Below are 26,052 nucleotides of genomic sequence, written 5' to 3'. Positions count from 1 at the left end.
GCAGGACAATGCTGGACATCCCCTCACGAGTGCGTGTACATGTGGAGACACTGCTAGCGGCGCAGAATGACATGGGGGTTTGCGATGCTTTTCAGCAATACGCACCGGTCTGAAGGCCGGACGCCATGAACGCCCCGCACCCTCCGAAAGTGGCTGGAATCGATGCAGCGGTTCCGACGCCCGCACACACTGCGCCCACTCCCCCCGCCGCCGGCGCAGGTCCCTCCCCGGACACCGCTCCCGTCCCCGCCCCGAACACCCCCGCGCCCGGCGCCCTCCTCCAGGACCGGCTGGCCGGCTGGGTCTCGGACCTCACGACCCTCCACGAACTCACCGAGCGCCTGTCCCGCACGAACGCGCTGGACGCGGCCCTCCACGAACTCCTGCGCGCCGGAGCCGCCCTCGTCGGCGCCCGCCGCGGCCTGGTCGCCCTGGAACCCGGCGACGGGCTCGGCCCCCGCACCACCCTCGGCCTCGGACTAGGCCGGGCCGACCTCGGCCACATCGAGACCGTGCCGCGCGGCGCGCTGCCGTACGACACCGGCACGGCCACCGAGGCCGTCCATCCCGACCTGCTCGCCGAGGACGGCCTCGACCCCCGGCACCGGGAGGTGGCCGTCCGCCTCGGCTACGCCGCCAGCTACGCCCTGCCCCTCGCCACCGACTCCGCCGGCCGCCTCGGCGCCGCCGTATGGCTCTACGACGAACCGGCCGAACCCCACGAGCGGCAGCGCCATCTCGTCGGCCTCTACGTCCGGCACGCCACCGAGCACCTCGCCCGCCTGCTGGAGGTGGAACGCACCCGCGCGCGCGTGGCGACCATCACCGAGGAACTGCTGCCCACCCGGCTGCCCCGCGTGCCCGGCGTGCAGCTCGCCGCCCGGCACCGCACGGGCCCGCGCGGCGGCGGCGACTGGTACGACGCGCTGCCGCTGCCGGACGCCGCGCTCGGCCTGTCCGTCGGCTCGGTCACCGGCTCCGGCCCGAGCGCCGTGGCCGCGATGGGCCGGCTGCGCGCCAGCCTGCGCGCGTACGCCGTGATGGAGGGCGAGGACCCGGTCGCCGTCCTGTCCGACCTGGAGCTGCTGCTGCGGCTGACCGAACCCGCCCGCTCGGCCACCGCGCTGTTCGCCTACTGCGAGCCCGCCCTGCGCAAGATCACCCTGGCCGGCGCCGGACACAGCCCGCCGCTGCTGATCGGCGATCGGCGCACCGAGTTCGCCGAGACCTCCGTCTCCGCGCCGCTCGGCATGCTCGCCTGCTGGGAGGCGCCCAGCGTCGAGTTCCAGGCCGAGGCCGGGGAGACGGTCCTGCTCTACACCGACGGGCTGCTGCACCGCACCGGCGACCCGACGGACCGTGCCTTCGCCCGCCTGCACACGGCCGCCGCGAGCATCCCGCGCACGCTGCGCCACGACCCCGGCGCCATCGCCGACCACGTCCTGCGCACCGTCCTGCCGGACGGTCTGGACGAGGCCGACAGCGAGGAGGACGTGGTGCTGCTGGCGGCCCGCTTCGACTGAGCCACGCACCCAGGGACCGGCATGACCGGGCATAACAGGTCATCCGACCCCGGTCCGCCCACGGTACGACCGTACGATGATGGAGGCCCCCGCTCGGCCACAAGCAGGAGCGCGCGGGCCCCGGGGGAGATCACATGGCGTATCGAGGAGGATCACGTGTCCGACGAGCTCAACCCGGCTGTGCCCGACTCTGCTACCGCAGAGGGCCCGGAGACCGCGTCCGAGGAGCCCATCAAGCAGCGGAAGAACGGCCTGTACCCGGGCGTCTCCGACGAGCTGGCCGAGAACATGAAGTCCGGCTGGGCCGACACGGAGCTGCGTGATCTGCGGCCGGTCCCGCAGGCCGCCGAGACCGCGCGCCGCCGCGCCGCGCTCTCCGCACGCTTCCCGGGCGAGCGCCTGGTCATCCCGGCGGGCAACCTGAAGACCCGCTCGAACGACACCGAGTACCCCTTCCGCTCCTCCGTCGAGTACGCGTACCTCACCGGCAACCAGACCGAGGACGGTGTCCTGGTCCTGGAGCCCAAGGACGACGGCCACGAGGAAACGATCTACCTCCTGCCCCGCTCGGACCGCGAGAACGGCGAGTTCTGGCTCTCCGGCCAGGGCGAGCTGTGGGTAGGCCGCCGCCACTCCCTCGCCGAGTCCGAGGCGCTGTACGGCATCCCGGCCGCCGACGTGCGCGAGCTGGCCGGCACGCTGCGCGAGGCCACCGGCCCGGTGCGCGTGGTGCGCGGCTACGACGCCGGCATCGAGGCCGCGCTGACCGACAAGGTCACCGCCGAGCGCGACGAGGAGCTGCGCGTCTTCCTCTCCGAGGCCCGGCTGGTCAAGGACGCGTTCGAGATCGGCGAGCTGCAGAAGGCCGTCGACTCCACGGTCCGCGGCTTCGAGGACGTCGTGAAGGTGCTCGACAGGGCCGAGGCCACGAGTGAGCGCTACATCGAGGGCACGTTCTTCCTCCGCGCGCGCGTGGAGGGCAACGACGTCGGCTACGGCTCCATCTGCGCGGCCGGCCCGCACGCCTGCACCCTGCACTGGGTCCGCAACGACGGCCCGGTCCGCTCCGGCGACCTGCTCCTGCTGGACGCGGGCGTGGAGACCCACACCCTCTACACCGCCGACGTCACCCGCACGCTGCCGGTCAACGGCACGTACAGCGAGATCCAGAAGAAGATCTACGACGCCGTGTACGAGGCCCAGGAGGCCGGCATCGCGGCCGTGAAGCCGGGCGCCAAGTACCGCGACTTCCACGACGCCGCCCAGCGCGTGCTCGCCGAGAGGCTCGTCGAGTGGGGTCTGGTCGAGGGTCCGGTGGAGCGCGTCCTGGAGCTGGGCCTGCAGCGCCGCTGGACCCTGCACGGCACCGGCCACATGCTCGGCATGGACGTCCACGACTGCGCCGCCGCGCGGACCGAGACGTACGTGGAGGGTGTCCTGGAGCCCGGCATGGTGCTGACCGTCGAGCCGGGACTGTACTTCCAGGCCGACGACCTGACCGTGCCGGAGGAGTACCGGGGCATCGGCGTCCGGATCGAGGACGACATCCTCGTCACCGAGGACGGAAACAGGAACCTCTCGGCGGGCCTGCCGCGCCGCAGCGACGAGGTCGAGGCGTGGATGGCCGCGCTGAAGGGCTGATCTGGGTTTCAATGGCCGGGTACCGGGAAGGTGCCCGGCCATTCGCGTGCCTGGGGGGAAGGTTCTCGTGGACGACTTCTGGTCCGGTGTCGGTGTGGATCTGCACCTGGAGCCGGACTCGGCGGACGGACGCCGCATCGGCCTGGAGCGGGCGCTGAGGGACGCCGTACGGGACGGCCGCCTCGTGCCCGGGACCCGGCTGCCGGCCACCCGGCGGCTCGCCACCGACCTCGGTATCTCGCGCGGCACCGCCAAGGCCGCCTACGACCAGCTCGTCGCCGAGGGATATCTGACGGCACGCCAGGGCTCGGGCACCCGGGTCGCCGAGCTGCCGCCCGTCGCCTCGGCGGAACCCGGCACGGCGGCACGCACGCGTGCCCCGCGTTTCGATCTGCGCCCCGGCAGTCCGGACGTCGGCGCGTTCCCGGCGGCGGCCTGGCTGCGCGCGCTGCGCCGGGCCATAGCGACAGCGCCCTCCCTGGCGTACGACTACGGCGACCCGCGCGGCCGGATCGAGCTGCGCACGGCGCTGTCCGGCTATCTGGGCCGGGCGCGCGGGGTGCTGGCGCCGCCGGAGCGGATCGTCATCACCTCCGGGTACGTCCAGGGCCTCGCGCTGCTCACGCGCGTGCTGGACGGCGCCGCCGTGGCCATGGAGGACCCGGGGCTGCCGTTCCACCGGGAGGTCGTGCGGCGCAATGGCGGAACGGTCCTGCCGGCGCCGGTCGACGCGCGCGGCGTCCGTCCCGAGGAGCTGGGCGAGGCCGCCGCCGTGGTGGTCACGCCGGCGCACCAGTACCCGACGGGGGTGACCCTGCGCCCGGAGCGGCGGCGGGCGCTCGCCGACTGGGCACGCGCGCGTGGCGGACTGATCGTCGAGGACGACTACGACGGCGAGTTCCGCTACGACCGCCAGCCGGTGGGCGCGTTGCAGGGCATGGCACCGGGCCAGGTCGTGTACCTCGGCACCGCCTCCAAGACGCTCGGCCCCGCGCTCCGGCTCGGCTGGATGGTGCTGCCGCCGCCCCTGGTCGACGCGGTCGCCGACGCCAAGCTGCACAGCGACCACCACACCGAGACCATCGGCCAGCTGGCCCTCGCCGAACTGATCGACAGCCACGCCTACGACCGGCACGTGCGCGCGTGCCGGCTGCGCTACCGGCGCCGCCGGGACCGTTTGCTGGACCGGCTGGGGGCGGGCCGCAGCGTGCACGGCATCGCGGCGGGGCTGCACGCGCTGATCGACGTGCCCGACGAGGCGGAGGTGCTGGCCCGCGCGGAGGCGGAGGGCCTCGCCCTGGGCGCCCTCGGCGACCACTGGCACACACCTGACGGACACCGCCCGCAGGGCCTGGTCGTCGGCTACGGCACGCCCCGCGAGCGGGTGTATCCGGAGGCGCTGGAGGTGCTGGCGAAGGTGCTGGACGCCTGAGAGAGGCTGCGAGGGGCTCGTCACAAGGCGGGATCGCGGTCGTGCAGGATCCGCTGGAACAGCCGGCAGTCCCGCCACTCCCCGTCGATGTGCAGGTAGTCCGGGGCCATGCCGATCGGTTCGAAGCGGCACTTCGCGAGCACCCGCTGCGATCCGGTGTTGCCGACCAGCGTGGAGGCCTCGATCCGGTGCAGCCCCACCGTGTCCCGCGCGATCCGGCAGACCCGCTCCACCGCGGCCGTGGCCAGGCCGCGTTTCTGCTGGTCGGCGGCCACCCAGTAGCCGAGGGAGGCACTGCAGAAAGGCCCCCGGACGATCCCGGTCAGGGTGATGGTCCCGACGATCCGCCCGTCCGCCGCCTGGAACACCAGCGGCACCGCGGCACCGCCGGAGTACAGCCCCAGCAGCCCGTCGATCCGCTCCCGCTGTCCCGCCTCGGTGAAGAAGGACTCCGGCCGGCGCGGCTCCCACGGCCGCAGGTGCTCACGATTGTCCACGTAGGCCGCGCTCAGCGCGCCCGCGTCGGCCCGGGCCAGAAGCCGCAGCGTCACCCCGGTCGCTATGTCGCCGCTCTCGATCTCCATGCCCTCACTATGCCGTCAGCAGTGAGGGATCCTTCGTCCATTTGAGGATCTTGTCGAAGCTGACCACCGTGCCGCCCCGGCCGGGCTTGGCGCCGATGTGGACGTGGTCGGCGAGTTCCCGGATGAGACAGAGCCCGCGGCCGTGCTCGGCGTCCGCGCGGGCGGGCCGCAGCTCCTGGGTACGGGCGAACCCCGGCCCGGAATCGGCCACTTCGATACGGCACTTCTCGCCGTCGAGATACGCGGTCACCCGGTACGCCTCCGAGGAGCCGCCGTGCGGCGTGTTCCCGCCGTGCTCGACGGCGTTCGCGCAGGCCTCGGTCAGGGCGACGGACAGGTCGTAGGAGATCTCGGGGTCGACGCCCGCCGTCTCCATGGTGCCGATCAACAGCCGCCGGGCGAGCGGCACGCTCGCTGCCTCGCGGCGCAGATGGAGTGACCACCAGATGCTCATGCTCCAGCCTCCTGGCCGCGGAACGACATACCGATACGTATTGCCGCCCGTAGAGGGCCGTAAGCACACAGTTGACGTGACTCCGCCCATACAGCCGATGCGCTCGGGGAGGAATCGGTGTATGAGGGGCGTTCTCCCGGCCCTGCCGCAGGAGGCCCGTCGGCGCAGTGCGATGATGAGGCCGCCATGACTGCCCCCCACCCGCGCACGGCGCATCCCGGAGCCGGGCTCCGGATCCTGCGGGCCGCGGTGTTCGCCGCGGTCTGCGTCGCGCTGGCCGCGTGCGGGCACACCCTCGCCTCCTGCGCGGGCGTGCCCCTGTGGACGCTGGGCGCGGGCTTCCTCGGCTGTCTGCTGCTCGTGGTGCCGCTCGCCGGGCGGACCCGCTCGCTGCCGGGCATCGCCGCGCTCCTCGCGCTCGGCCAGACCGCGCTGCACACGCTGTTCGGGCTGGGCCAGCACGGGACCGCCATGGCCGCCGGGGGGATGGCGACGGGGTCGATGAACTCCACCGGCTCGGCGGTCTCCTCGCTCAGCGACACCGCGCTGGTCGAGCAGGCCGCGCGGCTGCTGTGCGGGGCGAGCCCGACCGCCCTGACCCCGGGGCGCGCCTTCCATCTGCTGCTCGCCGCGCACCTCGTCGACCGCTCGGGCCGCCCCGTGGCGGTCGTGGGCGGCATGCACCACGCGTACGACGCCACCGGCCCCTCCGCCGCGCTGCTGCCCTCGCTGCCGATGCTGCTCGGCCACGTCCTCGCGGCCGTCGCCGCGGGCTGGCTGCTGCGCCGCGGCGACCTGGCGCTGCTGCGTCTGATCGAACTGTCGGCGCACGGAGTCACCGAGGGGGCGCTCGTACGGTCCCTGCGCGCTGCCCTCGCGCTGGCGCGCGCCCTGTGCGCCGGGCTGCTGCCCGCCCCGCGGCTCCTCCCGCGCGGCCGTCGTACCGCCCGGGACGAGGCGCCCGGCCCGCACACCACCGCACTCCAGCACACGGTGATCCGGCGCGGCCCGCCCGCCGCCGGCTTCCGTCTCGCCGCCTGACGCGACGCGCGCACCACTCCACCGACGCGGGGAGAGGACTGCCGCCGTCGCGCGGCACGCGCGCGTGCGCACCGTGAGCCCACCCAAGGGCACGGCCACGCGCACGCGTACCTCTCGTCGTCACCAGAACTCTCAGAGTGGAGTGCTCCTGCCATGCAGGCTTCTCGTATCGCTTCCCGTGCCCTTGCCGCCGCCGGCGTCGCGGGCACGGCCGTACTGGCGCTGTCCGTCCCCGCCTTCGCACACGTCTCCGTGCAGCCGGAGGGCGCCGCGGCCAAGGGCGGATACGCGGTCGTCGACTTCAAGGTCCCCAACGAGCGCGACAACGCCTCGACCACCAGGATCGAGGTCAGCTTCCCGGCCGACCACCCGCTCGCCTCGGTCATGCCCGAGCCCGTCGCCGGCTGGAACGTGCAGGTCACCAAGTCCAAGCTGGACAAGCCGCTGACCATGCACGGCGAGAAGATCGACGAGGCCGTCACCAAGGTCACCTGGACCGCCGCCGACGGCAAGGGCATCCAGCCCGGCTACTTCCAGAAGTTCCCGCTCTCCCTCGGCGCCCTGCCCGAGAACACCGACCACCTCGTCTTCAAGGCGATCCAGACGTACTCCAACAAGGAGGTCGTGCGCTGGATCGAGGTGCCGCAGGCCGGGCAGGACGAGCCGGAGAACCCGGCGCCGGTGCTCGAGCTGTCCGCCGCGACCGACGACCACCACGGCACGGCGAGCGCCGCGGGCGCCTCCGACAGGACCGCGAACGCGGCCGCCGCCACCGACTCCCATGACACCGACACCACCGCGCGCGTGCTCGCCGTGGTCGGCATCGTCGTCGGCGTCGCGGGCGTCGCCTACGGCGTCCTCGCCGGCCGCCGCCGGACCGCCTAGACCGGACCGGACCGCGCACCGGGGGGCGTACGGCGCGTGCGACGCTGTCCTGGCCGTCGTACGACCCCCGGTGCGCGCCGGATTACTCACATCTGGGACATTTCTCTATGCGCAAGAAGACGTTCGCCGCGGCCGCGCTGCTCGCCGCCGCCACCCTGACCCTCTCCGCCTGCGGCAGCGGGAACGACGACAAGTCGCCGGTCTCCGTGGTCTCGGAGGAGTCCGGCTCGGCCAGGCCCGCCACGGTCCTCGACCAGCCCTTCGAAAAGCCGGACCTGGTCCTCACCGACACGCACGGCAAGAAGTACGACCTCCGCCAGGAGACCAAGGGCCGGCCGACCCTGCTGTACTTCGGCTACACCCACTGCCCCGACATCTGCCCGACGACGATGAGCAACATCGCCGTCGCCAAGAAGGCGCTGCCCCAGGCCGAGCAGAACGACCTGCGGGTCGTGTTCGTCACCACCGACCCCGGCCGCGACACCCCGGCCGAGCTGGGCAAGTGGCTCAAGGGCATCGACCCGCAGTTCATCGGCCTGACCGGGGACTTCGCCACCATCCAGGCCGGCGCCCGCTCCGTCGGCATCTCCGTGGAGCCGACGACGAAGGACAAGAACGGCAAGCTCGTCTCCGTCCACGGCACCCAGGTCATCGCCTTCTCCCCGAAGACGAACGGCGGTTACGTCCTCTACGGCGAGGACGCCACGGTCGACGACTACACCAAGGACCTGCCCAAGCTCGTCAAGGGGGCGAATCCGTGAGGCGCCGCTCTGCCCTCCTCACCACGGCCGCCGCGCTCGCCGGCGCCCTGGCCCTCGCGGGCTGCTCGGGCTCGCACTCCGGCTCCGGCTCGGACTCCGGCTCCGGGTCGGGGTCCGGGTCGTCGAAGGCCGAACTGTCGGTGAGCGGGCCCTACATACCGCAGCCGGTCTCCGCCGACATGGCCGCCGGCTTTCTGACGATCACCAACAAGGGCGGCGCCGGGGACGAGCTGACCTCGGTGACCAGTGACGTCGCCGGCCAGATCACCATGCACAGCACCATGGGCGGCGCCATGCGGGAGCAGAGCTCCTTCGCCATACCCGCCCACGGTCAACTCGTGTTCAAAAGCGGCGGCAACCATCTGATGTTCGAGAAGCTGAAGCGCAAGCCGAAGCAGGGCCAGACGGTCACCGTGAAGCTCACCTTCACCAAGTCCGGGCCCCTCACCGTCGAGATGCCGGTGAAGTCCGCCACGTACAACCCGTCGACCGGCCACTGAGGGAGGGACCGACACCGTGACGCGGACCATCACCCCCACGGGACACCGGGGCAGCCTGCGCACCCTGGTGCTGCTGCTCCTCGCCGTCATGGGCGCACTGCTCGCGGGTGCCGGACCGGCCTCCGCGCACGCGGCCCTGACCGGCAGCGACCCTGCACAGGGGGTGGTGGTCAAGCAGGCACCCGCCCAGGTGGCGCTCACCTTCTCCGAGAAGGTGGCGATGAACGACGACTCCCTGCGCGTCCTCGACCCCCGGGGCAAGCCGGTCCAGACCGGCACACCGGCCAACCTGAGCGGGACGACGTACGCCGTGAAGCTCAGGAGCGGTCTGGGCAACGGCACCTACACGGTGACCTACCAGGTCGTCTCGGCCGACAGCCACCCCGTCTCCGGCGCCTACACCTTCTCCATCGGGGCGCCCTCGCAGACCGTGGTCTCCGGCACCGGGCCGGTCGCGGGCGGCGGAGCCGTGGGCGGGCTCTACGCGATCGGGCGGTACGCGTCGTACGCCGGGTTCATCGTGCTCGCCGGCGGCGCGGCCTTCGTGCTCGCCTGCTGGCAGCGCGGCGCGGGCGTACGGGCCCTGCAGCGGCTGGTGGTCGGCGGCTGGCTCACGCTGACAGCGGCCACCCTGTGGCTGCTGCTCCTGCGCGGCTCGTACACCACCTCCGGGAAGCTCGCCGACGTCTTCGACCTCGGACTGCTGGGCCAGGTGCTGCAGACCAAGACCGGCGCGACGCTGGTCTCCCGGCTGCTGCTGCTCGCCGCCGCCGCGCTGTTCATCGCCGTCCTCTTCGGTGCCTACACCAAGCGCGGCGAGGGCCAGGAGAAGCGCGATCTCACCTTCGGGCTCGCCATCGGCGGCGTGGTCGTCGCGGCGGGCCTCGCGAGCAGCTGGGCCATGGCCGAGCACGCCTCGGTCGGGCTCCAGCCGGGCATCGCCATGCCCGTCGACGTCGTCCACCTGCTCGCCGTCGCCACCTGGCTGGGCGGGCTCACCGCCCTGCTGGTCGCCCTGTACCGGGCGCCCGCCGAGACACCGGTGGAGTCCGCCGCCGTCCGGCGCTTCTCACGGTTGGCCTTCGGCTCCGTCGTCGTGCTCGTCGCCACCGGTATCTACCAGTCCTGGCGGCAGCTGGGCGCCTGGTCGGCGTTCACCGACACCCGCTACGGGCAGTTGCTGCTGGTCAAGATCGGGCTGGTGGCGCTGTTGGTCGGCATCGCCTCGATCTCACGACGGTGGACGGGGCGGCTCGCCGACAACGCCGCCATGGCCGACGCCGACGGGGAGGCCGAGAGCGGGGAGGCCGATAAGGAGCGCGTCACCGCGGCGAAGGCGGCCGGAAAGAACACCGGCTCCGGTGACTCCCAGCGTGCCGCCCAGCTCGCCCGGCAGCGGGCCGCGATGGACGTCGCCCGGCAGAAGCGGCTGCGGGACGGCGACGCGAACCGCTTCGGGCTGCGCCGTACGGTGCTCGCCGAAGCCGGTGTCGCGGTCGTGCTGCTCGCCGTGACCACCTGGCTGACCCAGACCGAGCCGGGCCGCACCGAACTGGACGCCAAGGCGGCCTCCTCGTCCTCCTCCGCCTCGGCCACGGCGCCCTCCAACGGCGCGCTGACCCTGGACATGCCCTTCGACACCGGCGGCACCGACGGCAAGGGCGTCGTCAGCATCGACCTCGACCCCGCGCGTGTGGGTGGCAACGAGATGCATGTGTACGTCCAGCGGCCGGGCGGCCGGGCCTTCGACATCCCCGAGGTGAAGGTGGCCTTCACCCTCGAGGCCAAGAAGATCGGCCCGCTCCCGGTGACCCCCGACCGCATCACCACCGGCCACTGGTCGGCGAGCGGAGTGCAGATCCCCATGGCCGGCGACTGGAAGATCGCCGTCACCGTGCGGACCTCCGACATCGACCAGGTGACCGTCTCCAAGAACGCGCAGATCGGCTGAACGACACCATGCCCGACCAGTCCGTCCCCCAGGCCCGTACGCCCGAGTCCCCCGCGCCGGAGGCCACTTACGGCAACGGCGCGGGCCTCTCCCGGCGCGCCCTGCTCGGCACCGCGGGCGCCACCGGGCTCGTTCTCGGCGCGGCCGGCGGGGCCGTGGGCTATGCCGCCGCGCCCGCCCCGGCCACCCCGCTGAGCTCGGTGGGCTCCGATCGGGCGATGTTTCACGGGAAACATCAGCCCGGCATCACCGAGGGCCTCCAGGCGCGCGGCCACCTCGCCGCCTTCGACCTGGTCGCGGGCGCCGGACGCAAGGAGGCCACGGCCCTGCTGCGCCGCTGGTCCACGACCGCCGAGCGGCTGATGGCGGGCGAGGCGGCGCCGCACGACGACACCGATGTGGCCCGCGACGCCGGTCCCTCCTCGCTGACGATCACCTTCGGCTTCGGCCACTCCTTCTTCGGCAGGACCGGTCTGGAGCAGCAGCGGCCGAGCGCGCTGGACCCGCTGCCGGACTTCTCCTCCGACCATCTCGACAAGGCGCGCAGCGACGGCGACCTGTGGGTGCAGATCGGTGCGAACGACGCCCTGGTCGCCTTCCACGCCCTGCGCGCGATCCAGAAGGACGCGGGCGGCGCGGCCCGGCTGCGCTGGCAGATGAACGGCTTCAACCGCACCCCGGGCGCCACCGCGCACCCCATGACCGCCCGCAACCTCATGGGCCAGCTGGACGGCACCCGCAATCCCAGGCCGGCCGACCCCGACTTCGACCGGCGGATCTTCGTGCCCTCCCCGGGCGAGCCGGCCTGGATGGCGAACGGCTCCTACGCCGTCGTACGCCGCATCCGCATGCTCCTCGACGACTGGGAGAAGCTGTCGGTGCCGGCCCAGGAGGCGGTCATCGGCCGCCGGAAGTCCGACGGAGCGCCGCTGTCCGGGGGCGACGAGACGACCCCGATGGACCTGGAGAAGGCCGACGCCAAGGGCGAGTACGTCGTCCCCCTCAACGCCCACGCCCGGATCACCCGGCCCGACAGGAACGGCGGCGCGGCCATGCTGCGGCGCCCCTTCTCCTACCACGACGGCTTCGACACGGACAGCACGCCCGACGCCGGTCTGCTCTTCGTCTGCTGGCAGGCCGACCCGCTGCGCGGCTTCGTCCCGGTGCAGCGCAAGCTCGACCGGGGCGACGCGCTGTCGCAGTACATCCGGCACGAGGCGAGCGGCCTGTTCGCGGTGCCGGGCGGGGCGGCGACGGGCGAGTACGTGGGGCAACGGCTGCTGGAGGGCTAGCCCGGAGTCCGCCGGGGTTACGGGGTTTACGGGTTCTGCTGGGCTTTCCGGCGTCAAACCACCCGGTCGAGTGGCTGTCGTGAGACAGAGGGGACGGCTCGCCGTGGCGCCATTAGGGTGAGGACATGCCAGCGAGCTATGCATATCTCGGCCCCGAGGGCACCTTCACCGAAGTCGCCCTGCGGACCCTCCCGGAAGCGGCCACCCGGGAGCTCGTCCCCTATGTGTCGGTGCAGTCCGCGCTGGACGCGGTGCGGGCCGGCGAGGCCGAGGCCGCGTTCGTGCCGATCGAGAACTCCGTCGAGGGCGGCATCACCACCACCCTGGACGAGCTGGTCGCGGGCGAACCGCTGACGATCTACCGCGAGGTGCTGCTGTCGATCACCTTCGCGCTGCTGGTCCGGCCCGGCACGAAGCTCACGGACATCAAGACGGTCTCCGCCCATCCGGCGGCCCAGCCGCAGGTGCGCAACTGGATGCGGGGGCACCTCCCGGACGCGCACTGGGAGTCGGCCGCCTCCAACGCGGACGCGGCCCGCCTGGTCCAGGAGGGCCGCTACGACGCCGCCTTCGCGGGCGAGTTCGCCGCCGCCCGGTACGGCCTCGAGGCCCTGGAGACCGGCATCCACGACGCGGAGAACGCGCAGACCCGGTTCGTGCTGGTCGGCCGCCCGGCCCGGCCCGCCGCGCCGACCGGCGCCGACAAGACCTCGGTGGTGCTGTGGCAGCGCGACGACCACCCCGGCGCGCTGCGGGACCTGCTCGGCGAGTTCGCCTCGCGCGGCATCAACCTCATGTTGCTGCAGTCCAGGCCGACCGGCGCCGGCATCGGCAACTACTGCTTCTGCATCGACGCCGAGGGCCATATCTCCGACCGGCGGATGGCGGAGGCGCTGATGGGTCTGAAGCGGATCTGTCTGCAGGTGCGTTTCCTCGGCTCCTATCCGCGTGCGGACATCGGGCCGGACAAGGCTCCGGGGACCCGGCCGGGGACGTCGGACGAGGAGTTCATGGTCGCGGCGGACTGGGTGGCGCGCTGCCAGGACGGCCGGTTCTGAGGCGGCCGTAGGCTGCTTCCGGCCAGTACTACCTGCATATCTTCGTTATCCACAGAAGTTATCCACAGGTCAGCTTCTCGACCTGGGGACAAGTCGACAAGGGTGTGTGAGCCGGTCGACAAATCTCCGCTTGCGCCCCTGATGCGGCCACCATCCTGCACCTCACCCTTCGTCCACTCGTTTCCGTTGATTCATCTTTTGGAGCGACCCCTTTCCACTCAAAAGTGGGTGTGACATGGGTTTGTCCTGGGAATTCTTGAGTCCGTCACGATGATCCGGAGTGATCAATTCCGAAGTCCACAGATCTTCCACACAGGCTGTGGATAACTCTTGGGAGGGTGTGGACGGCTGTGGACAGCGGGCCCGCGAAGTGCCGTTCTCCACAAGGAAATCCGGTCAACCCGGCGCCGGAACACTGCCCCGTCCCAGGGAGTGAGACACTCGTCCTTGACGGCTTGTTCCGACGCGTCACGACGCATTCCGACGCTTTGTGACGCGTTCCGATATCTTCCGACACGTTCTGCAATTACCGCATAACGGAACGTAAGCGACAAAAGTGGTGAATCCGGAGTCCGTGGAATAGGGAGTCGTGAGTGGCAAGCCCGCACCGGTAGCCTTGGCCTCGTGATTGACCTTCGCCTGCTCCGTGAGGACCCCGACCGTGTGCGCGCGTCCCAGCGCGCCCGTGGAGAGGACGTCGCGCTCGTCGACTCCCTCCTGTCTGCCGACGAGCGGCGCAGGTCCTCCGGCGTCCGCTTCGACGAGCTGCGCGCCGAGCAGAAGCAGCTCGGCAAGCTCATCCCCAAGGCCACCGGCGACGAGAAGGCCGAGCTGCTGAAGCGGGCGAGCCAGCTCGCCGCCGACGTCAAGGCCGCCGACGCCGAGCGCGACGCGGCCGACGCCGAGACCCAGGAGCTGCTGGTCCAGCTCGGCAACCTCGTCCACCCCGACGTGCCCGTCGGCGGCGAGGAGGACTTCGTCACGCTGGAGACGCACGGCACGATCCGCGACTTCGGCGCCGAGGGCTTCGAGCCCAAGGACCACCTGGAGCTCGGCCAGCTGCTCGGCGCGATCGACGTCGAGCGCGGCGCCAAGGTCTCCGGCTCCCGCTTCTACTTCCTCACCGGTGTCGGCGCCCTGCTGGAGCTGGCGCTGGTGAACGCGGCGATGGCGCAGGCCGCCGCGGCCGGCTTCACGCCGATGCTCACCCCTGCGCTGGTGCGCCCGCAGTCCATGGCGGGCACCGGCTTCCTCGGCCAGGCGGCCCAGGACGTCTACCACCTCGACAAGGACGACCTGTACCTGGTCGGCACCTCCGAGGTCCCGCTGGCCGCGTACCACATGGACGAGATCCTCGACGCCGACAAGCTGCCCCTGCGGTACGCGGGCTTCTCGCCCTGCTTCCGCCGCGAGGCCGGCTCGCACGGCAAGGACACGCGGGGCATCTTCCGTGTGCACCAGTTCGACAAGGTCGAGATGTTCTCGTACGTCGCCCCCGAGGACTCCCAGGCCGAGCACCAGCGGCTGCTGGAGTGGGAGAAGCAGTGGCTGACCTCGCTGGAGCTGCCCTTCCGCGTGATCGACGTCGCCTCCGGTGACCTCGGTGCCTCGGCCGCCCGCAAGTTCGACTGCGAGGCGTGGATCCCGACCCAGGGCAAGTACCGCGAGCTGACCTCGACCTCGGACTGCACCGAGTTCCAGTCCCGCCGCCTGTCGATCCGCGTCCGCGACGGCAAGCAGGTCAAGCCGCTCGCCACGCTCAACGGCACACTGTGCGCCGTACCGCGCACGATCGTGGCGATCCTGGAGAACCACCAGCAGGCCGACGGCTCCGTCCGCGTCCCCGAAGTGCTGCGTCCGTACCTGGGCGGCCGGGAGGTCCTGGAGCCGGTCGCCAAGTGACCGGCTTGCCCTACCGGCTGATCGCGACCGACCTCGACGGAACGCTCCTGCGCTCCGACGAGTCGGTCTCGCAACGCACCCGAGACGCGCTCGCCGCGGCCACCGCGGCGGGCGCGGCCCACATCGTCGTCACCGGCCGCGCGGTCCCCTGGACCCGGCACATCCTGGACGACCTCGGCTACCGGGGCCTCGCCGTCTGCGGCCAGGGCGCGCAGGTCTACGACGCCGGGGCGCACCGCCTGCTGACCTCGGTCACCCTGGACCGGCAGCTGGCGGGTGTGGCCCTGGCCAAGATCGAGGCCGAGGTGGGGCCGCTGTACCTCGCGGCCAGCCGGGACGGCCTCGACGGCGAGGTGCTGGTCGGCCCGGGCTACGCGGTCACCGGCAAGCTCCCGGCGACCCCCTTCACGGACGCGTCCGACCTCTGGACGGCTCCGCTCAACAAGATCTACATACAGCATCCGACGATGGGCGACGACGAGCTGGCGGAGGCCGCCCGGCAGGCCGCCGGCGGTTTCGTCACCGTGGCCATGGCGGGCGAGGGCATTGTGGAGCTGCTACCGCTGGGTCTGTCCAAGGCCACGGGCCTCTCCCTGGCGGCCCGCCGCCTCGGCCTGAAGGCCGCGGACACGATCGCCTTCGGCGACATGCCCAACGACATCCCGATGTTCGCCTGGGCGTCCCGCGGCGTGGCCATGGCCAACGCCCACGAGGAACTCCGCGCGGTGGCCGACGAGGTGACCTCCTCCAACGAGGAGGACGGCATAGCGGTGGTGCTGGAGCGACTGCTGGCCTAGCAGCTGGTTCCCGCCGGGAACCGCGGCGCGGACCCGGGCAGGCCGGGCGGCGTCCCAGTGACAACGTCTCGCGGAGGATGCACGGATCGAACGTGCGCGGGCTTTCCAGGCCCGACCACGGTTTAGCAAACCGGTGCCTTACCACTCGGCCAATCCTCCGGGTGGGCGGCCCACGCGAGAGCGACATCGCGTGCTCGAAGCGGCCGCCCCGGGCAGCTCCCGTGGCTCCACGGAGGGGTAGCGACTACTCCGGAGCCGGCCTCGGGCTGCCCTGTCGGGAGCTGGGCGTACTGCCGTGCATGGACATCGCCCACCTCCACTCCCGGTACACGACGCCGGGAGGATCCCGGCGGATGGGGCACAACCACTGTGCCCCACCGCCGAGTTGGCTGCCACCGAATAAAAGACGCGCGGCTACCGCCGACGCCACCTGCGTCTGCGCGCCTTGCCGAAGAACCAGCCCGCCGGCGGCTCGTCCGAGCGCCAGGGCTGCGGCTCGGGGGCCTCGGCGCGCCAGCGGGCGGCGAGCATGCGGGCCCGGGCGGACGGCTCGGAGGTCTCGGCACCCCGTATGAAGTCCTCGTCCAGGACCAGGCCGTCCCAGACGTCAGCCCCGGACCCCTCGGGCCGCCCCTGCCCGTCGCCGCTCGGCGTCTCCTCTGCCATCACCGGCCTCCTAGCCGTACATCCGGTTTTGTCCAGTCTGCCCGGACCGAGGTGAAGTCGCCGTCAAGGCCGCCGGAGCCGGGCGGGCCCCCGCTGTGCCTGGCCGGAGCCCCGTCGTGCCTACTCCTCGCCCGCCAGCTTCAGCGTCCGCAGCTTCTGCCCGGCGTACCAGGTGGCCAGCACGGTCACCGCCACCAGCAGCACGGTGGCCGTGGGCAGGCTCACGTCCGAGGTCACCAGGTCACCGCCGACGACCTTGTGGGCGACGGCCAGCGACCACTGCTGGACGCTGAGGGTGCGCGCACCGGGCACCAGTGAGCCGAACAGCGCCTCCCAGACCAGCGCGTAGACGAGCCCGAAGACCACCGCGTGCCGGGAGACCGTGCCGAGCAGCAGGAACAGCGCCGAGTAGGCGATGGAGGACACCAGCGCGGCGATCATGTAGGCGACGGCGACCTGCTGGCCGTTGCCGTTGAGGATCAGGCCCGCGATCAGGGTCGGCACGGCCGAGAAGACCATGGTCACGGCGATGGCGACGATCAGCTTGGTGAAGATGATCGCCGGGCGCTTCAGTGGCTTGGACAGGAGATAGACGACGGAGCCGTCGTCTATCTCCGGTCCGATCGCGCCCGTGCCCGCGATGACGCCGATGATCGGCACCATCGTGGCGATCGCGAAACCGCCGAGCACGTCGGAGGCCGTCTGGTCGTCGGCTCCGGTCAGGCCGCGCACGGCCACGGAGATCACGATCAGCAGCAGCGGCAGTGCGCCGAGGATGAGGGCCCGGCGGCGGCCGAGCAGGGCCCGGTAGGTGAGCCGGGCGACGGTGGGGTCGTACATCTTCGGCCTCCTACGCCGCGACCAGATACGAGAAGACGGACTCCAGGGACTCGTCGGACGGCGAGACCGTGAGCAGCCGGATGCCGTGGTCGCGGGCGACCCGCGGCAGCAGGGCGGTGAAGCGGCCGAAGTCGACGGCCTGGATGCGCAGCGCGCCCTCGGTCAGGTCGACCTCGATGCCGGACGTCGAGGGGTCGGCGATCAGCGCGGCCGCGAGGGCGCGGTCGTCGCTGGAGCGGACCAGATAGCGGTGCGGACGGTCGGTCATCAGCCGGCGGATCTTGCGGAAGTCGCCGCTGGCCGCGTGCCTCCCCGCGACGACGACCTCGATGTGCCGGGCGAGCTGTTCGACCTCTTCGAGGATGTGCGAGGAGAACAGCACCGTGCGGCCCTCGTCGCCCATCTTCCGCAGCAGGTCCATCAGTTGCATGCGCTGGCGCGGGTCCATGCCGTTGAACGGCTCGTCCAGCAGCAGCAGCGACGGGTCGTGGACCAGGGCGCTGGCCATCTTCACGCGCTGCCGCATGCCCTTGGAGTACGTGGAGATCTTCCGGTCCTGCGCGTACTCCATCTCGACCGTGGCGAGCGCCCGTTGGGCCGCTTTCTCGCCGAGACCGTGCAGCTCGGCGTTGGCGACGACGAACTCGCGGCCGGTGAGGAAGTCGTACATCGCCTCCCGTTCGGGGACGATGCCGATGTGCCGGTAGATCTGCTCGTTGCGCCACACCGGCTGCCCGTCGAGGGTGACCGTGCCGGTGGAGGGGGCGAGGAAGCCGGCCATCATGTTGATCAGTGTGGACTTTCCGGCGCCGTTGGGTCCGAGCAGGCCGGTGACGCCGGGGCCGATGGTCATGGTGATGTCGTTGACGGCGACCACGTTGCCGAACCAACGCGAGACGTGGTCGATGCTGAGCGTGGTCACAGTCCCACCTTCTTGTAGCGGCGCATCAGCAGGCCGTAGCTGCCGGCGATGAGGGCGAGCACGACCAGGACGTAGACCACGCCCTGACCGGCCGACGGGTCGACCGCTCCGGGGTTGCGGGCGGTCGCGCCCAGGAAGGCCGACTGGACGCCGTCGATGAGCGTGATGGGCGAGAACAGGCCGATCCAGGGGATGGCGGAGGTGTGGTTCTGCACATTGGCGATGGCCTGGAGCGTGCTGACCGCTCCGTAGGAGATGACCATCACCGCGATCACGGCGGCGATACCGAAGCCGCGGCGCGGGGTGACGGCGGCGATGACCAGGCCGATGCCGGCGAAGAGCAGGGAGAGCAGGGCCACGGAGACCAGTCCCTCGGCGAATTCCTTCGTCTGGTGGGCGAAACCCAGTTTGGACAGCAGCGCGCCCACGTACATCACGAGCAGGGGAGCGGCGGTCAGGATGAAGATCGCCGAGGCGAGCGAGGCGAACTTGGCGCGTACGTAGTCGGCGGTCTCGATGGGCCGCGAGAAGTACAGCGGTACGGTCTTGAAACGCAGGTCACGCGACACGGCCTGGGGTGCCTGCGCGGCGACGTACAGGCTGATCACGGCCTGCAGCATGATCGCGTAGCGGGTGTAGGCCACCGGCAGTTCGTGCGCCTTGGTGGCGACCGCGACGGCCACCATGATGGCCGCGGGCACGCACATCACCGCGAAGAGCAGCATCGGCAGCACCTTGGACTTGGCCGAGCGGCCGAGGCCGTAGGCGCCGCGCAGGGACTGCGAGTACAGCGAGCGGCGGGCGTAGGCGCGGCCGAGGCGCGGGCCGTCGTAGCCGCGGTAGCCGATGTCGTGGATGCGGGTCTGGTCGCCCGCGGGGGAGGTCAGGGGCTGCAAAGGGCGCTCAACCGCCATGGCGGACGGCCTCCTTCCGCTGCTCGTCGCCGCTGTGCTCGGCGCTGCTGGTGAACACCTCGGAGATGTGGTGCCGGCGCTGCTCCATGCGCACCAGGCCGAGGCCGAGGTCGGCGACGACGTCCCGGACCACGTCGTAGGTCTCCTCGCCCTGGGCGGTCAGCAGCAGGATGTGTCCGGCGCCGGGGAGTCCGGCGCCCTCGTTCTCGGTCTCCACCCCGCGCGCGTGGAGCGCGTCGCGGACCGCGCGGGTGCCGTCGGGGTGGGTGTCGCTGTCGGTGACCTCGATCGCGAGCGTGGTCGTGGTCTGGGTGAAGTCGGTGGTGGAGCTGGAGCGCAGGAGCTTGCCGCCGTCGATGACGACGACGTGGTCGCAGGTGCGCTCCAGTTCGCCGAGGAGGTGGGAGGTGACCAGGACCGAGATGCCGAACTCGGTGTGGATGCGGCGGATCAGTGCGAGCATCTCGTCCCGGCCGACCGGGTCGAGGCCGTTGGTCGGCTCGTCCAGGAACACCAGCTTCGGGTCGTGCACCAGCGCCTGGGCCAGCTTGACCCGCTGCTTCATGCCCGTCGAGTAGCCACCGATGGGGCGGTAGCGCTCCTCGTACAGACCCACGTGGCGCAGGGTGTCCGCGGTGCGCTCACGCGCGGCGGTGGGCGGCAGGCCGGACATGCGCGCCATGTGGACGACGAACTCGGTGGCCGAGACGTCCGGTGGCAGGCAGTCGTGTTCCGGCATGTAGCCGACGCGCTCGCGGATGGCGCCGCCCTTGGTGGCGACGTCGAGGCCGAGCACCTCGGCGCGGCCCTCCGTGGCGGGGGACAGACCCAGCAGGATCTTGATCAGGGTGGACTTGCCGGCGCCGTTGGCTCCGACGAGTCCGGTCACACCGGGCCCGATGTCCACGGACAGCCGGTCGAGCGCGGTCACCCGGGGGAACCGCTTGCTCAGGCTTTCGGTCGCGATCACAGTCACGCCTACGACGGTAGTGATTCAGGCCACGCCGGTCGTCAGACCTCAGAGCCGTCTTCGCGTCAGACCCAGGTATTACGGGGCCCTAGGGGATGCCGTGCCTCAGGGTTACCCCGGGTTCTCCACAGCCCGTCACCCCTCCTATTGACGCCGCCTCTAACAACTGCCACATTCACCAGTGTCAAGTTACGGACGAGTACAGCGGTCCACAGACGAGTCGGCGCATCGACGGGACGAGTCGGCGCGGCGACGGGACGGGGCGGCATGACGACGGCAGTGAGCAGCGAACTCTCGGTGCAGCTACGGGGGTTCAGGCGGGTGCAGCGCCTCGCCTACGAATGCGCGGAAGCGATCGCGGCGCGGCTGGAGCCGGGCGTGACCGAGCGCGGGGCGGCGCGCATGCAGCGGGAGTGGCTGCGCGAGCGCGGGGTGCGGGACTGGTTCCACCTGCCCTTCGCCTGGTTCGGCGACCGCACCGCGTTCGTGAACTTCCGCATACCCCTGCAGTTCTTCCCCACCGACCGCGCCCTGGAGCCGGGGATGCCGTTCATCCTGGACATGGCCCCGGTCTACGAGGGATACACGGCGGACATCGGCTACTCGGGCTCGCTCGGCGTCAACCCGGTCCAGGACCGGCTGATGGCCGACCTGGAGGCGCACCGCGAGCTGATCCTGCGCGAGGTGCGCGAGCGGCGCCCGCTGCGCGAGATCTACGAGGACGTGGACCGGCTCATGGTCCGCCAGGGCTATGCCAACCGGCATCGCGCGTACCCCTTCGGCGTGATCGCCCACAAGGTGGACCGCGTGAAGCAGCGCCGCTTCTCCCCCCGTCTGTTCGGCTTCGGTACACAGTCCCTGAAGGGCCTGGCCGCCGACGCGCTGCACGGCCACCGCGAGGGCTGGTCCCCGCTGTGGTCGCCGTACCGCTTCTCCGACCATCCGCCGCAGCCGGGCCTGTGGGCGGTCGAACCGCACCTCGGCTTCCGGGGTACGGGCGCGAAGTTCGAGGAGATCCTGGTGGTCACCGACTCGAAGGACCCCGAGCAGAGCGCGTTCTGGCTGGACGACGATCTGCCGCACGTGCGGCGCTGGGCGGAGGAGAAGTGACGGCGGGCGTGTCGGGAGGAGCGACGGCGGACGTGACGCTGAAAGGTGCGCGGGAGCGCCGGGTGGCGACCGGCGGGATCGAGCTGTGCGTGGCCGAGCTGGGCGATCCGGAGCACCCCACGGTGGTGCTGGTGCACGGCTACCCGGACAGCAAGGAGGTCTGGTCCGAGGTCGCCGTCCGCCTGGCCGACCGCTTCCACGTGGTCCTGTACGACGTCCGGGGCCACGGCCGTTCGACGGCGCCCAGGCCGCTGCGCGGCGGCTTCACGCTGCCCAAGCTCACCGACGACTTCCTGGCCGTCGTGGACGCGGTCAGCCCGGGCCGGCCGGTCCACCTGGTCGGGCACGACTGGGGCTCGGTGCAGTCCTGGGAGTTCGCCACGGTCGGCCGCACCGAGGGCCGTATCGCCTCCTTCACCTCGATCTCCGGCCCGTCCCTGGACCACTTCGGACACTGGATCAACGCGCGCGTGCGGCGTCCCACGCCCCGCCGGGTGGGCCAACTCCTCGGCCAGGGTGCCAAGTCCTGGTACGTGTACCTGCTGCACACACCGGCCCTGCCGGAGCTGGCCTGGCGCGGACCGCTCGGCAAACGCTGGCCCAAGATCCTCCAGCGGGTGGAGAAGGTCCCGGGGGGCGACTACCCGACCTCGTCCCTGCCCTCCGACGCGGCACACGGCGCCTGGCTCTACCGGGACAACGTCCGCGCCCGGCTGCTCAGGCCGCGCCCGGACGCGTACGCGCACGCGCCCGTGCAACTCATCACGCCCCAGGGCGACGCGTTCCTCTCGGAGCGTCTGTACGACGACCTGGAGCGGTGGGTGCCCCAGCTGACCCGCCGCACGCTCCCGGCCAAGCACTGGGTCCCGCGCACCCGCCCTGATCAACTCTCTTCCTGGATCGAGGAATTCATCATGTCCGTGGACGGCGGCCGCCCCGAACCGAAGGCCACCGGCCGCCACGCCGACCGGTTCGGCGGCCAGTTGGTCCTGATCACCGGAGCCGGCAGCGGCATCGGCCGGGCCACGGCGTTCGCGTTCGCGGAGGCCGGCGCGCGCGTGGTGGCCGTCGACCGCGACGCCGAGGCCGCCGCCCGCACCGCCGAGCTGTCCCGGCTGATCGGCGCGCCCGAGGCCTGGGCGGAGACGGCCGACGTCTCCGACGAGCAGGCGATGGAGAAGCTCGCGGAGAAGGTGCACCGCGAGTACGGCGTGCTGGACGTGCTGGTCAACAATGCGGGCATCGGGCTGTCGGGCTCCTTCTTCGCCACCACCTCCGAGGACTGGCGCAAGGTCCTGGACGTCAATCTCTGGGGGGTGATCCACGGTTGCCGGCTCTTCGGCGCGCGGATGGCCGAGCGCGGCCAGGGCGGCCACATCGTCAACACCGCCTCCGCGGCGGCCTTCCAGCCCTCCCGGGCCCTGCCCGCCTACAGCACCTCCAAGGCCGCGGTGCTGATGCTCTCGGAGTGCCTGCGCGCCGAACTCGCCGGACAGGGCATCGGGGTGAGCGCCATCTGTCCCGGCATCGTCAACACGAACATCACCTCCACGGCCCGCTTCGCCGGTGTGGACGAGGCGGAGGAACGCCGCCGCCAGAAGAGCTCGGCCCGCCTGTACGGCCTGCGCAACTACCCACCGGAGAAGGTAGCCGAGGCGATCCTGGACGCCGTGGCCCGCAACAGGGCGGTGGTGCCGGTGACACCGGAGGCGCGAGGGGCGCATCTCCTGTCGCGTTTTGTTCCAGGGGCGTTGAGGGGGCTGGCCCGGGTGGAGCCGAAGGTGTGAGGACCTGGGGTCGCGCCGTGGCGGGGGAGGCCGCCGCCGGGTGTGGGTGCGTTGTGTGGGTGGCCGCGCAGTTCCCCGCGCTCCGTGGGGAGTTGTGGCTGCTTCTACGCACCCACCTGGATGTGGAGAAGCCTGCGCAAGAGTCCTCGCACACTTGGTTTCGTCGCCTCTCCCGCTGGGCCGATCCGGGCTGTGTGAAGGCTTGTTGGGCGACAGTACGTTTCCGAGTTCATCGCACTGGCAGCCGAACGCAGGTGCGGAACACCCGCGTTGGATCCTCTGACCTCAGGAGCCGGTCGGCTCAAGGAGCTTCACGAACCCCCTGATCCACAGACTACTTGTCCACAGACTCGTCAATTCCCCTGTGGATAACACCACTTGCTTGTGGACCAAACCTGGGAACGAAAATAACCTGCGTGATCCATGTCTCTCCCGCACCCTGGACACATGGACGAAAGACGCACCGTGAAGGTGTCGAAGTACCTCTCGAAACACCTGCGCCACCAACCGGAGCGCATCGGGCTCACCCTCGATCAGGGCGGCTGGGTCGAGATCGACACGCTGATCGCCGCGGCCGCCGCCCACGGCTTCCCGTTCACACGCGAGGAACTGGACCACGTGGTGGCCGCCAACGACAAACATCGCTTCGCGATCGAAGGCAGCCGCATCCGCGCCAGCCAGGGCCACAGCATCGAGGTCGAGCTCGGCCTGCCGCCGGCGACCCCGCCGCCGTACCTCTACCACGGCACCGTGGCCCGCAACCTCGACGCGATCCGGGCGGACGGCCTCAGGCCCATGCGTCGGCACGACGTCCACCTCTCCGCCGACCGCGAGACCGCCACCCGGGTCGGCGCGCGGCGCGGCCGTCCCGTGGTGCTCACCGTCGACGCCGGAGCCATGCACCGCGACGGCCACGTCTTCCACATGAGCGCCAACGGCGTCTGGCTGACGAAGACCGTCCCCCCGCGCTACCTGCGGTTTCCGGACCCGCACTGAAGGTGCGAATCCCGGCGTTGCCCGGCTGCCCGGCCGACCACGAAGCGCTGATCCTGTTCAGGCCGTGGCGGAGCAACCCCGTTCGGTGACCGTTTGGTCCCCTGTCAGTCGGTCCGCTTACCCTCGGACGCATGAGTCTGCGTCTGAGCACCGTGATCCTGCCGTACCGCCGCTGGAGCGAGGGCGGCCGTTCGGCCTGGGTGCGGGCCGAGCAGCTCGGCTTCCACACGGCGTACACCTACGACCACCTGTCCTGGCGCAGCTTCCGTGACGGCCCGTGGTTCGGCGCGGTCCCGACGCTGACCGCCGCCGCTGCCGCCACCGAGCGTCTGCGCCTCGGCACGCTCGTGACCTCGCCGAACTTCCGGCACCCGGTCACCCTCGCCAAGGAGCTGATCTCCCTCGACGACATCTCCGGCGGCCGGATCACCCTCGGCGTCGGCGCCGGCGGCACCGGCTTCGACGCGACCGCGCTGGGCCAGGAGCCGTGGAGCCCGCGCGAGCGCGCCGACCGGTTCGCCGAGTTCGTACCGCTGCTGGACCGGCTCCTCACCGAGGACGCGGTGACGCACGAGGGCCGCTTCTACTCGGCGCACGAGGCCCGCAACATCCCGGGCTGCGTGCAGCGGCCCCGGCTGCCGTTCGCGGTGGCGGCCACCGGACCGCGCGGCCTCAGGCTCGCCGCGCGGCACGGCCAGGCGTGGGTGACCACCGGCGACCCGAAGCTGTACGAGAACGGCACCCCGGAGCAGTCCGTCGAGGCCCTGCGCGGGCAGATCGCCAAGCTGTCCGAGGCCTGCGCGGACGCCGGGCGGGACATGGCCGGCCTGGACAAGATCCTGCTCACGGGCTTCACCCCGGACCGCGCTCGGCCGCTTCAGTCCCTGGACGCCTTCGTGGACTTCGCAGGCCGGCACCGGGAACTGGGCTTCACCGAGATCGTGATCCACTGGCCCATCCCGGACTCCGACTTCGCCACGGACGAGAAGGTCTTCGAGCAGATCGCCATGGAGGCCGCCGCCCAGCTGGACTGACCGGCACCGTGGCGCGAGCCGGGCGTCATCTGTGTCTCATCTGTGCGGAGTTCCGCACGGTCGTGCTGGCATATGCGCGAGAATGACCCGGTGACCTCAGCGACCAGACAGCCCGGGACCCCGTCCGCCGCCGTACGGCCGCGGTTGATCGCCACCGACCTCGACGGCACCCTGCTGCGCGACGACAAGTCGGTCTCCCCGCGCACCGTGGCCGCGCTGGCCGCCGCCGAGGATGCGGGCATCGAGGTCTTCTTCGTCACCGGCCGTCCGGCCCGCTGGATGGACGTCGTCAGCGACCACGTCCACGGTCACGGCCTGGCGATCTGCGGCAACGGCGCCGCCGTGGTCGACCTGCACGGCGGCCCCGGCGCCCACCGCTTCGTGAAGGTCCGCGAACTGGCCCGCGAGAACGCCCTGGACGCCGTACGGCTGCTGCGCAAGGCGGCACCCGGCACGGTGTACGCGGTGGAGCAGACGTACGGCTTCCACCAGGAGCCGGACTATCCCAAGCTGCACATGGAGATACCGGACAACCTCCTGCCCGCCGAGCGCCTCCTCGCCCCCCACGGCCCGGACGCCGACCAGCCCGTGCTCAAGATCCTGGCCTACCACCCCGACCTCGACCCGGACGCCTTCCTCACCCTCGCCCGGCTCGCGATCGGCGACCGCGCCAACGTCACCCGCTCCAGCCCCAGCGCCCTGCTGGAACTGAGCGGCCCGGACGTCTCCAAGGCCAGCACGCTCGCCCTCTGCTGCGCCGAGCGCGGTATCTCGCACGAGGAGGTCGTCGCGTTCGGCGACATGCCCAACGACGTCGAGATGCTGACCTGGGCCGGCCAGTCGTACGCGATGGGCAACGCCCACCCGGACGTCGTCGCCGCCGCGTCGGGCCGTACGGTCGCCAACAACGAGGACGGCGTCGCGGTCGTGATCGAGCAACTGCTCGCCGATCGCTTCCGAAACACCCCTGGGCCTGGTGGAAGCCGGTGACC

The 26,052-nt window shown here is 71.5% G+C and carries 24 protein-coding genes and 1 tRNA gene; 17 read left to right on the top strand and 8 right to left on the bottom strand.

The genetic code is table 11. The annotated features are described in order from the left end of the window. Window positions 1–125 precede the first annotated feature (125 nt). The 3 genes from ACWDEN_RS31510 (at window position 126) to pdxR (ending at window position 4,596) form a co-directional block, all read left to right on the top strand. Window positions 126–1,523 carry a PP2C family protein-serine/threonine phosphatase gene (locus ACWDEN_RS31510; RefSeq protein WP_351600871.1) on the top strand — a complete coding sequence of 466 codons (1,398 nt, stop codon included), beginning with the start codon at window positions 126–128 and terminating at the stop codon, window positions 1,521–1,523. Between the two features lie 156 nt (window positions 1,524–1,679). Further along, window positions 1,680–3,164 carry an aminopeptidase P family protein gene (locus tag ACWDEN_RS31505; protein ID WP_351600874.1) on the top strand — a complete coding sequence of 495 codons (1,485 nt, stop codon included), beginning with the start codon at window positions 1,680–1,682 and terminating at the stop codon, window positions 3,162–3,164. Window positions 3,165–3,231: 67 nt separating this feature from the next. Next, window positions 3,232–4,596, top strand: coding sequence for a MocR-like pyridoxine biosynthesis transcription factor PdxR (gene pdxR / locus ACWDEN_RS31500; protein ID WP_351600877.1), 1,365 nt, complete (start codon window positions 3,232–3,234; stop codon window positions 4,594–4,596). 20 nt (window positions 4,597–4,616) lie between these two features. On the opposite strand, the gene ACWDEN_RS31495 is transcribed toward pdxR, so the two are convergent. Next, window positions 4,617–5,180: a GNAT family N-acetyltransferase gene (locus tag ACWDEN_RS31495; protein ID WP_351600880.1), complete on the bottom strand. Its 564-nt coding sequence runs from the start codon at window positions 5,178–5,180 to the stop codon at window positions 4,617–4,619. A gap of 7 nt (window positions 5,181–5,187) precedes the next feature. Beyond that, window positions 5,188–5,634, bottom strand: a complete 447-nt coding sequence (locus tag ACWDEN_RS31490) for an ATP-binding protein (protein WP_351600882.1) — start codon at window positions 5,632–5,634, stop codon at window positions 5,188–5,190. A gap of 186 nt (window positions 5,635–5,820) precedes the next feature. Here ACWDEN_RS31490 and ACWDEN_RS31485 point away from each other — a divergent pair, with 186 nt between their 5' ends. The 9 genes from ACWDEN_RS31485 (at window position 5,821) to ACWDEN_RS31445 (ending at window position 15,821) form a co-directional block, all read left to right on the top strand. Continuing rightward, entirely contained in the window at window positions 5,821–6,675 is an 855-nt protein-coding gene (locus tag ACWDEN_RS31485) for a hypothetical protein (RefSeq protein WP_450861223.1), read from the top strand. 153 nt (window positions 6,676–6,828) lie between these two features. Continuing rightward, window positions 6,829–7,560, top strand: a complete 732-nt coding sequence (locus ACWDEN_RS31480) for a YcnI family copper-binding membrane protein (RefSeq protein ID WP_450861222.1) — start codon at window positions 6,829–6,831, stop codon at window positions 7,558–7,560. A gap of 107 nt (window positions 7,561–7,667) precedes the next feature. Further along, window positions 7,668–8,321, top strand: a complete 654-nt coding sequence (locus ACWDEN_RS31475) for an SCO family protein (protein WP_450861220.1) — start codon at window positions 7,668–7,670, stop codon at window positions 8,319–8,321. After that, window positions 8,318–8,821 (top strand): copper chaperone PCu(A)C, encoded by a 504-nt coding sequence (locus tag ACWDEN_RS31470; RefSeq protein ID WP_450861218.1) that lies wholly within the window; start codon window positions 8,318–8,320, stop codon window positions 8,819–8,821. Before ACWDEN_RS31475 ends, ACWDEN_RS31470 begins: the two co-directional genes overlap by 4 nt. A gap of 16 nt (window positions 8,822–8,837) precedes the next feature. Then, window positions 8,838–10,772, top strand: a complete 1,935-nt coding sequence (locus ACWDEN_RS31465; RefSeq protein ID WP_450861216.1) for a copper resistance CopC/CopD family protein — start codon at window positions 8,838–8,840, stop codon at window positions 10,770–10,772. Window positions 10,773–10,780: 8 nt separating this feature from the next. Next, the gene (gene efeB / locus ACWDEN_RS31460) at window positions 10,781–12,064 is read left to right on the top strand and encodes an iron uptake transporter deferrochelatase/peroxidase subunit (RefSeq protein WP_450861214.1); all 1,284 of its coding nucleotides are present in this window, start codon (window positions 10,781–10,783) and stop codon (window positions 12,062–12,064) included. Between the two features lie 125 nt (window positions 12,065–12,189). Continuing rightward, window positions 12,190–13,122 carry a prephenate dehydratase gene (gene pheA, locus ACWDEN_RS31455; RefSeq protein WP_351600901.1) on the top strand — a complete coding sequence of 311 codons (933 nt, stop codon included), beginning with the start codon at window positions 12,190–12,192 and terminating at the stop codon, window positions 13,120–13,122. A gap of 624 nt (window positions 13,123–13,746) precedes the next feature. Further along, window positions 13,747–15,024, top strand: a complete 1,278-nt coding sequence (gene serS / locus ACWDEN_RS31450; protein ID WP_351600904.1) for a serine--tRNA ligase — start codon at window positions 13,747–13,749, stop codon at window positions 15,022–15,024. After that, complete coding sequence (locus tag ACWDEN_RS31445) at window positions 15,021–15,821, top strand: HAD family hydrolase (protein ID WP_351600906.1); 801 nt, start codon at window positions 15,021–15,023, stop codon at window positions 15,819–15,821. Before serS ends, ACWDEN_RS31445 begins: the two co-directional genes overlap by 4 nt. A 71-nt stretch (window positions 15,822–15,892) precedes the next feature. Here ACWDEN_RS31445 and ACWDEN_RS31440 read toward each other — a convergent pair. The 6 genes from ACWDEN_RS31440 to ACWDEN_RS31415 form a co-directional block, all read right to left on the bottom strand. Next, window positions 15,893–15,980 (bottom strand) — tRNA-Ser (locus tag ACWDEN_RS31440). Between the two features lie 255 nt (window positions 15,981–16,235). Next, the gene (locus tag ACWDEN_RS31435) at window positions 16,236–16,487 is read right to left on the bottom strand and encodes an SGM_3592 family protein (RefSeq protein ID WP_450861211.1); all 252 of its coding nucleotides are present in this window, start codon (window positions 16,485–16,487) and stop codon (window positions 16,236–16,238) included. 120 nt (window positions 16,488–16,607) lie between these two features. Further along, complete coding sequence (locus ACWDEN_RS31430) at window positions 16,608–17,327, bottom strand: ABC transporter permease (protein WP_351600910.1); 720 nt, start codon at window positions 17,325–17,327, stop codon at window positions 16,608–16,610. A gap of 10 nt (window positions 17,328–17,337) precedes the next feature. Beyond that, window positions 17,338–18,249: an ABC transporter ATP-binding protein gene (locus ACWDEN_RS31425; protein ID WP_351600913.1), complete on the bottom strand. Its 912-nt coding sequence runs from the start codon at window positions 18,247–18,249 to the stop codon at window positions 17,338–17,340. Next, a complete protein-coding gene (locus ACWDEN_RS31420; protein WP_351600916.1) occupies window positions 18,246–19,163 on the bottom strand; it encodes an ABC transporter permease subunit in 918 nt (305 codons plus the stop codon). Before ACWDEN_RS31420 ends, ACWDEN_RS31425 begins: the two co-directional genes overlap by 4 nt. Continuing rightward, window positions 19,153–20,133, bottom strand: a complete 981-nt coding sequence (locus ACWDEN_RS31415; protein ID WP_351601208.1) for an ABC transporter ATP-binding protein — start codon at window positions 20,131–20,133, stop codon at window positions 19,153–19,155. Before ACWDEN_RS31415 ends, ACWDEN_RS31420 begins: the two co-directional genes overlap by 11 nt. A gap of 267 nt (window positions 20,134–20,400) precedes the next feature. Between ACWDEN_RS31415 and ACWDEN_RS31410 the strand changes: the two genes are divergently transcribed. The 5 genes from ACWDEN_RS31410 to ACWDEN_RS31390 all read left to right on the top strand — a co-directional run bounded on the left by ACWDEN_RS31410 (window position 20,401) and on the right by ACWDEN_RS31390 (window position 26,050). Further along, entirely contained in the window at window positions 20,401–21,243 is an 843-nt protein-coding gene (locus tag ACWDEN_RS31410) for a M24 family metallopeptidase (RefSeq protein WP_450861209.1), read from the top strand. 32 nt (window positions 21,244–21,275) lie between these two features. Then, window positions 21,276–23,030, top strand: a complete 1,755-nt coding sequence (locus tag ACWDEN_RS31405) for an SDR family oxidoreductase (protein ID WP_450861207.1) — start codon at window positions 21,276–21,278, stop codon at window positions 23,028–23,030. A 447-nt stretch (window positions 23,031–23,477) separates the two neighbouring features. Then, complete coding sequence (locus tag ACWDEN_RS31400) at window positions 23,478–24,026, top strand: RNA 2'-phosphotransferase (protein WP_450861205.1); 549 nt, start codon at window positions 23,478–23,480, stop codon at window positions 24,024–24,026. A gap of 131 nt (window positions 24,027–24,157) precedes the next feature. Next, window positions 24,158–25,060: an LLM class flavin-dependent oxidoreductase gene (locus tag ACWDEN_RS31395; RefSeq protein WP_351600928.1), complete on the top strand. Its 903-nt coding sequence runs from the start codon at window positions 24,158–24,160 to the stop codon at window positions 25,058–25,060. Between the two features lie 72 nt (window positions 25,061–25,132). Next, window positions 25,133–26,050 (top strand): HAD-IIB family hydrolase, encoded by a 918-nt coding sequence (locus ACWDEN_RS31390; RefSeq protein ID WP_450861203.1) that lies wholly within the window; start codon window positions 25,133–25,135, stop codon window positions 26,048–26,050. Window positions 26,051–26,052: the final 2 nt, after the last annotated feature.

The sequence above is a fragment of the Streptomyces sp. NPDC001153 genome (assembly GCF_053598315.1).
The sequence above is the reverse complement of the archived record's forward strand: the minus strand, read 5'-3'. Positions and strand labels throughout refer to the sequence as shown.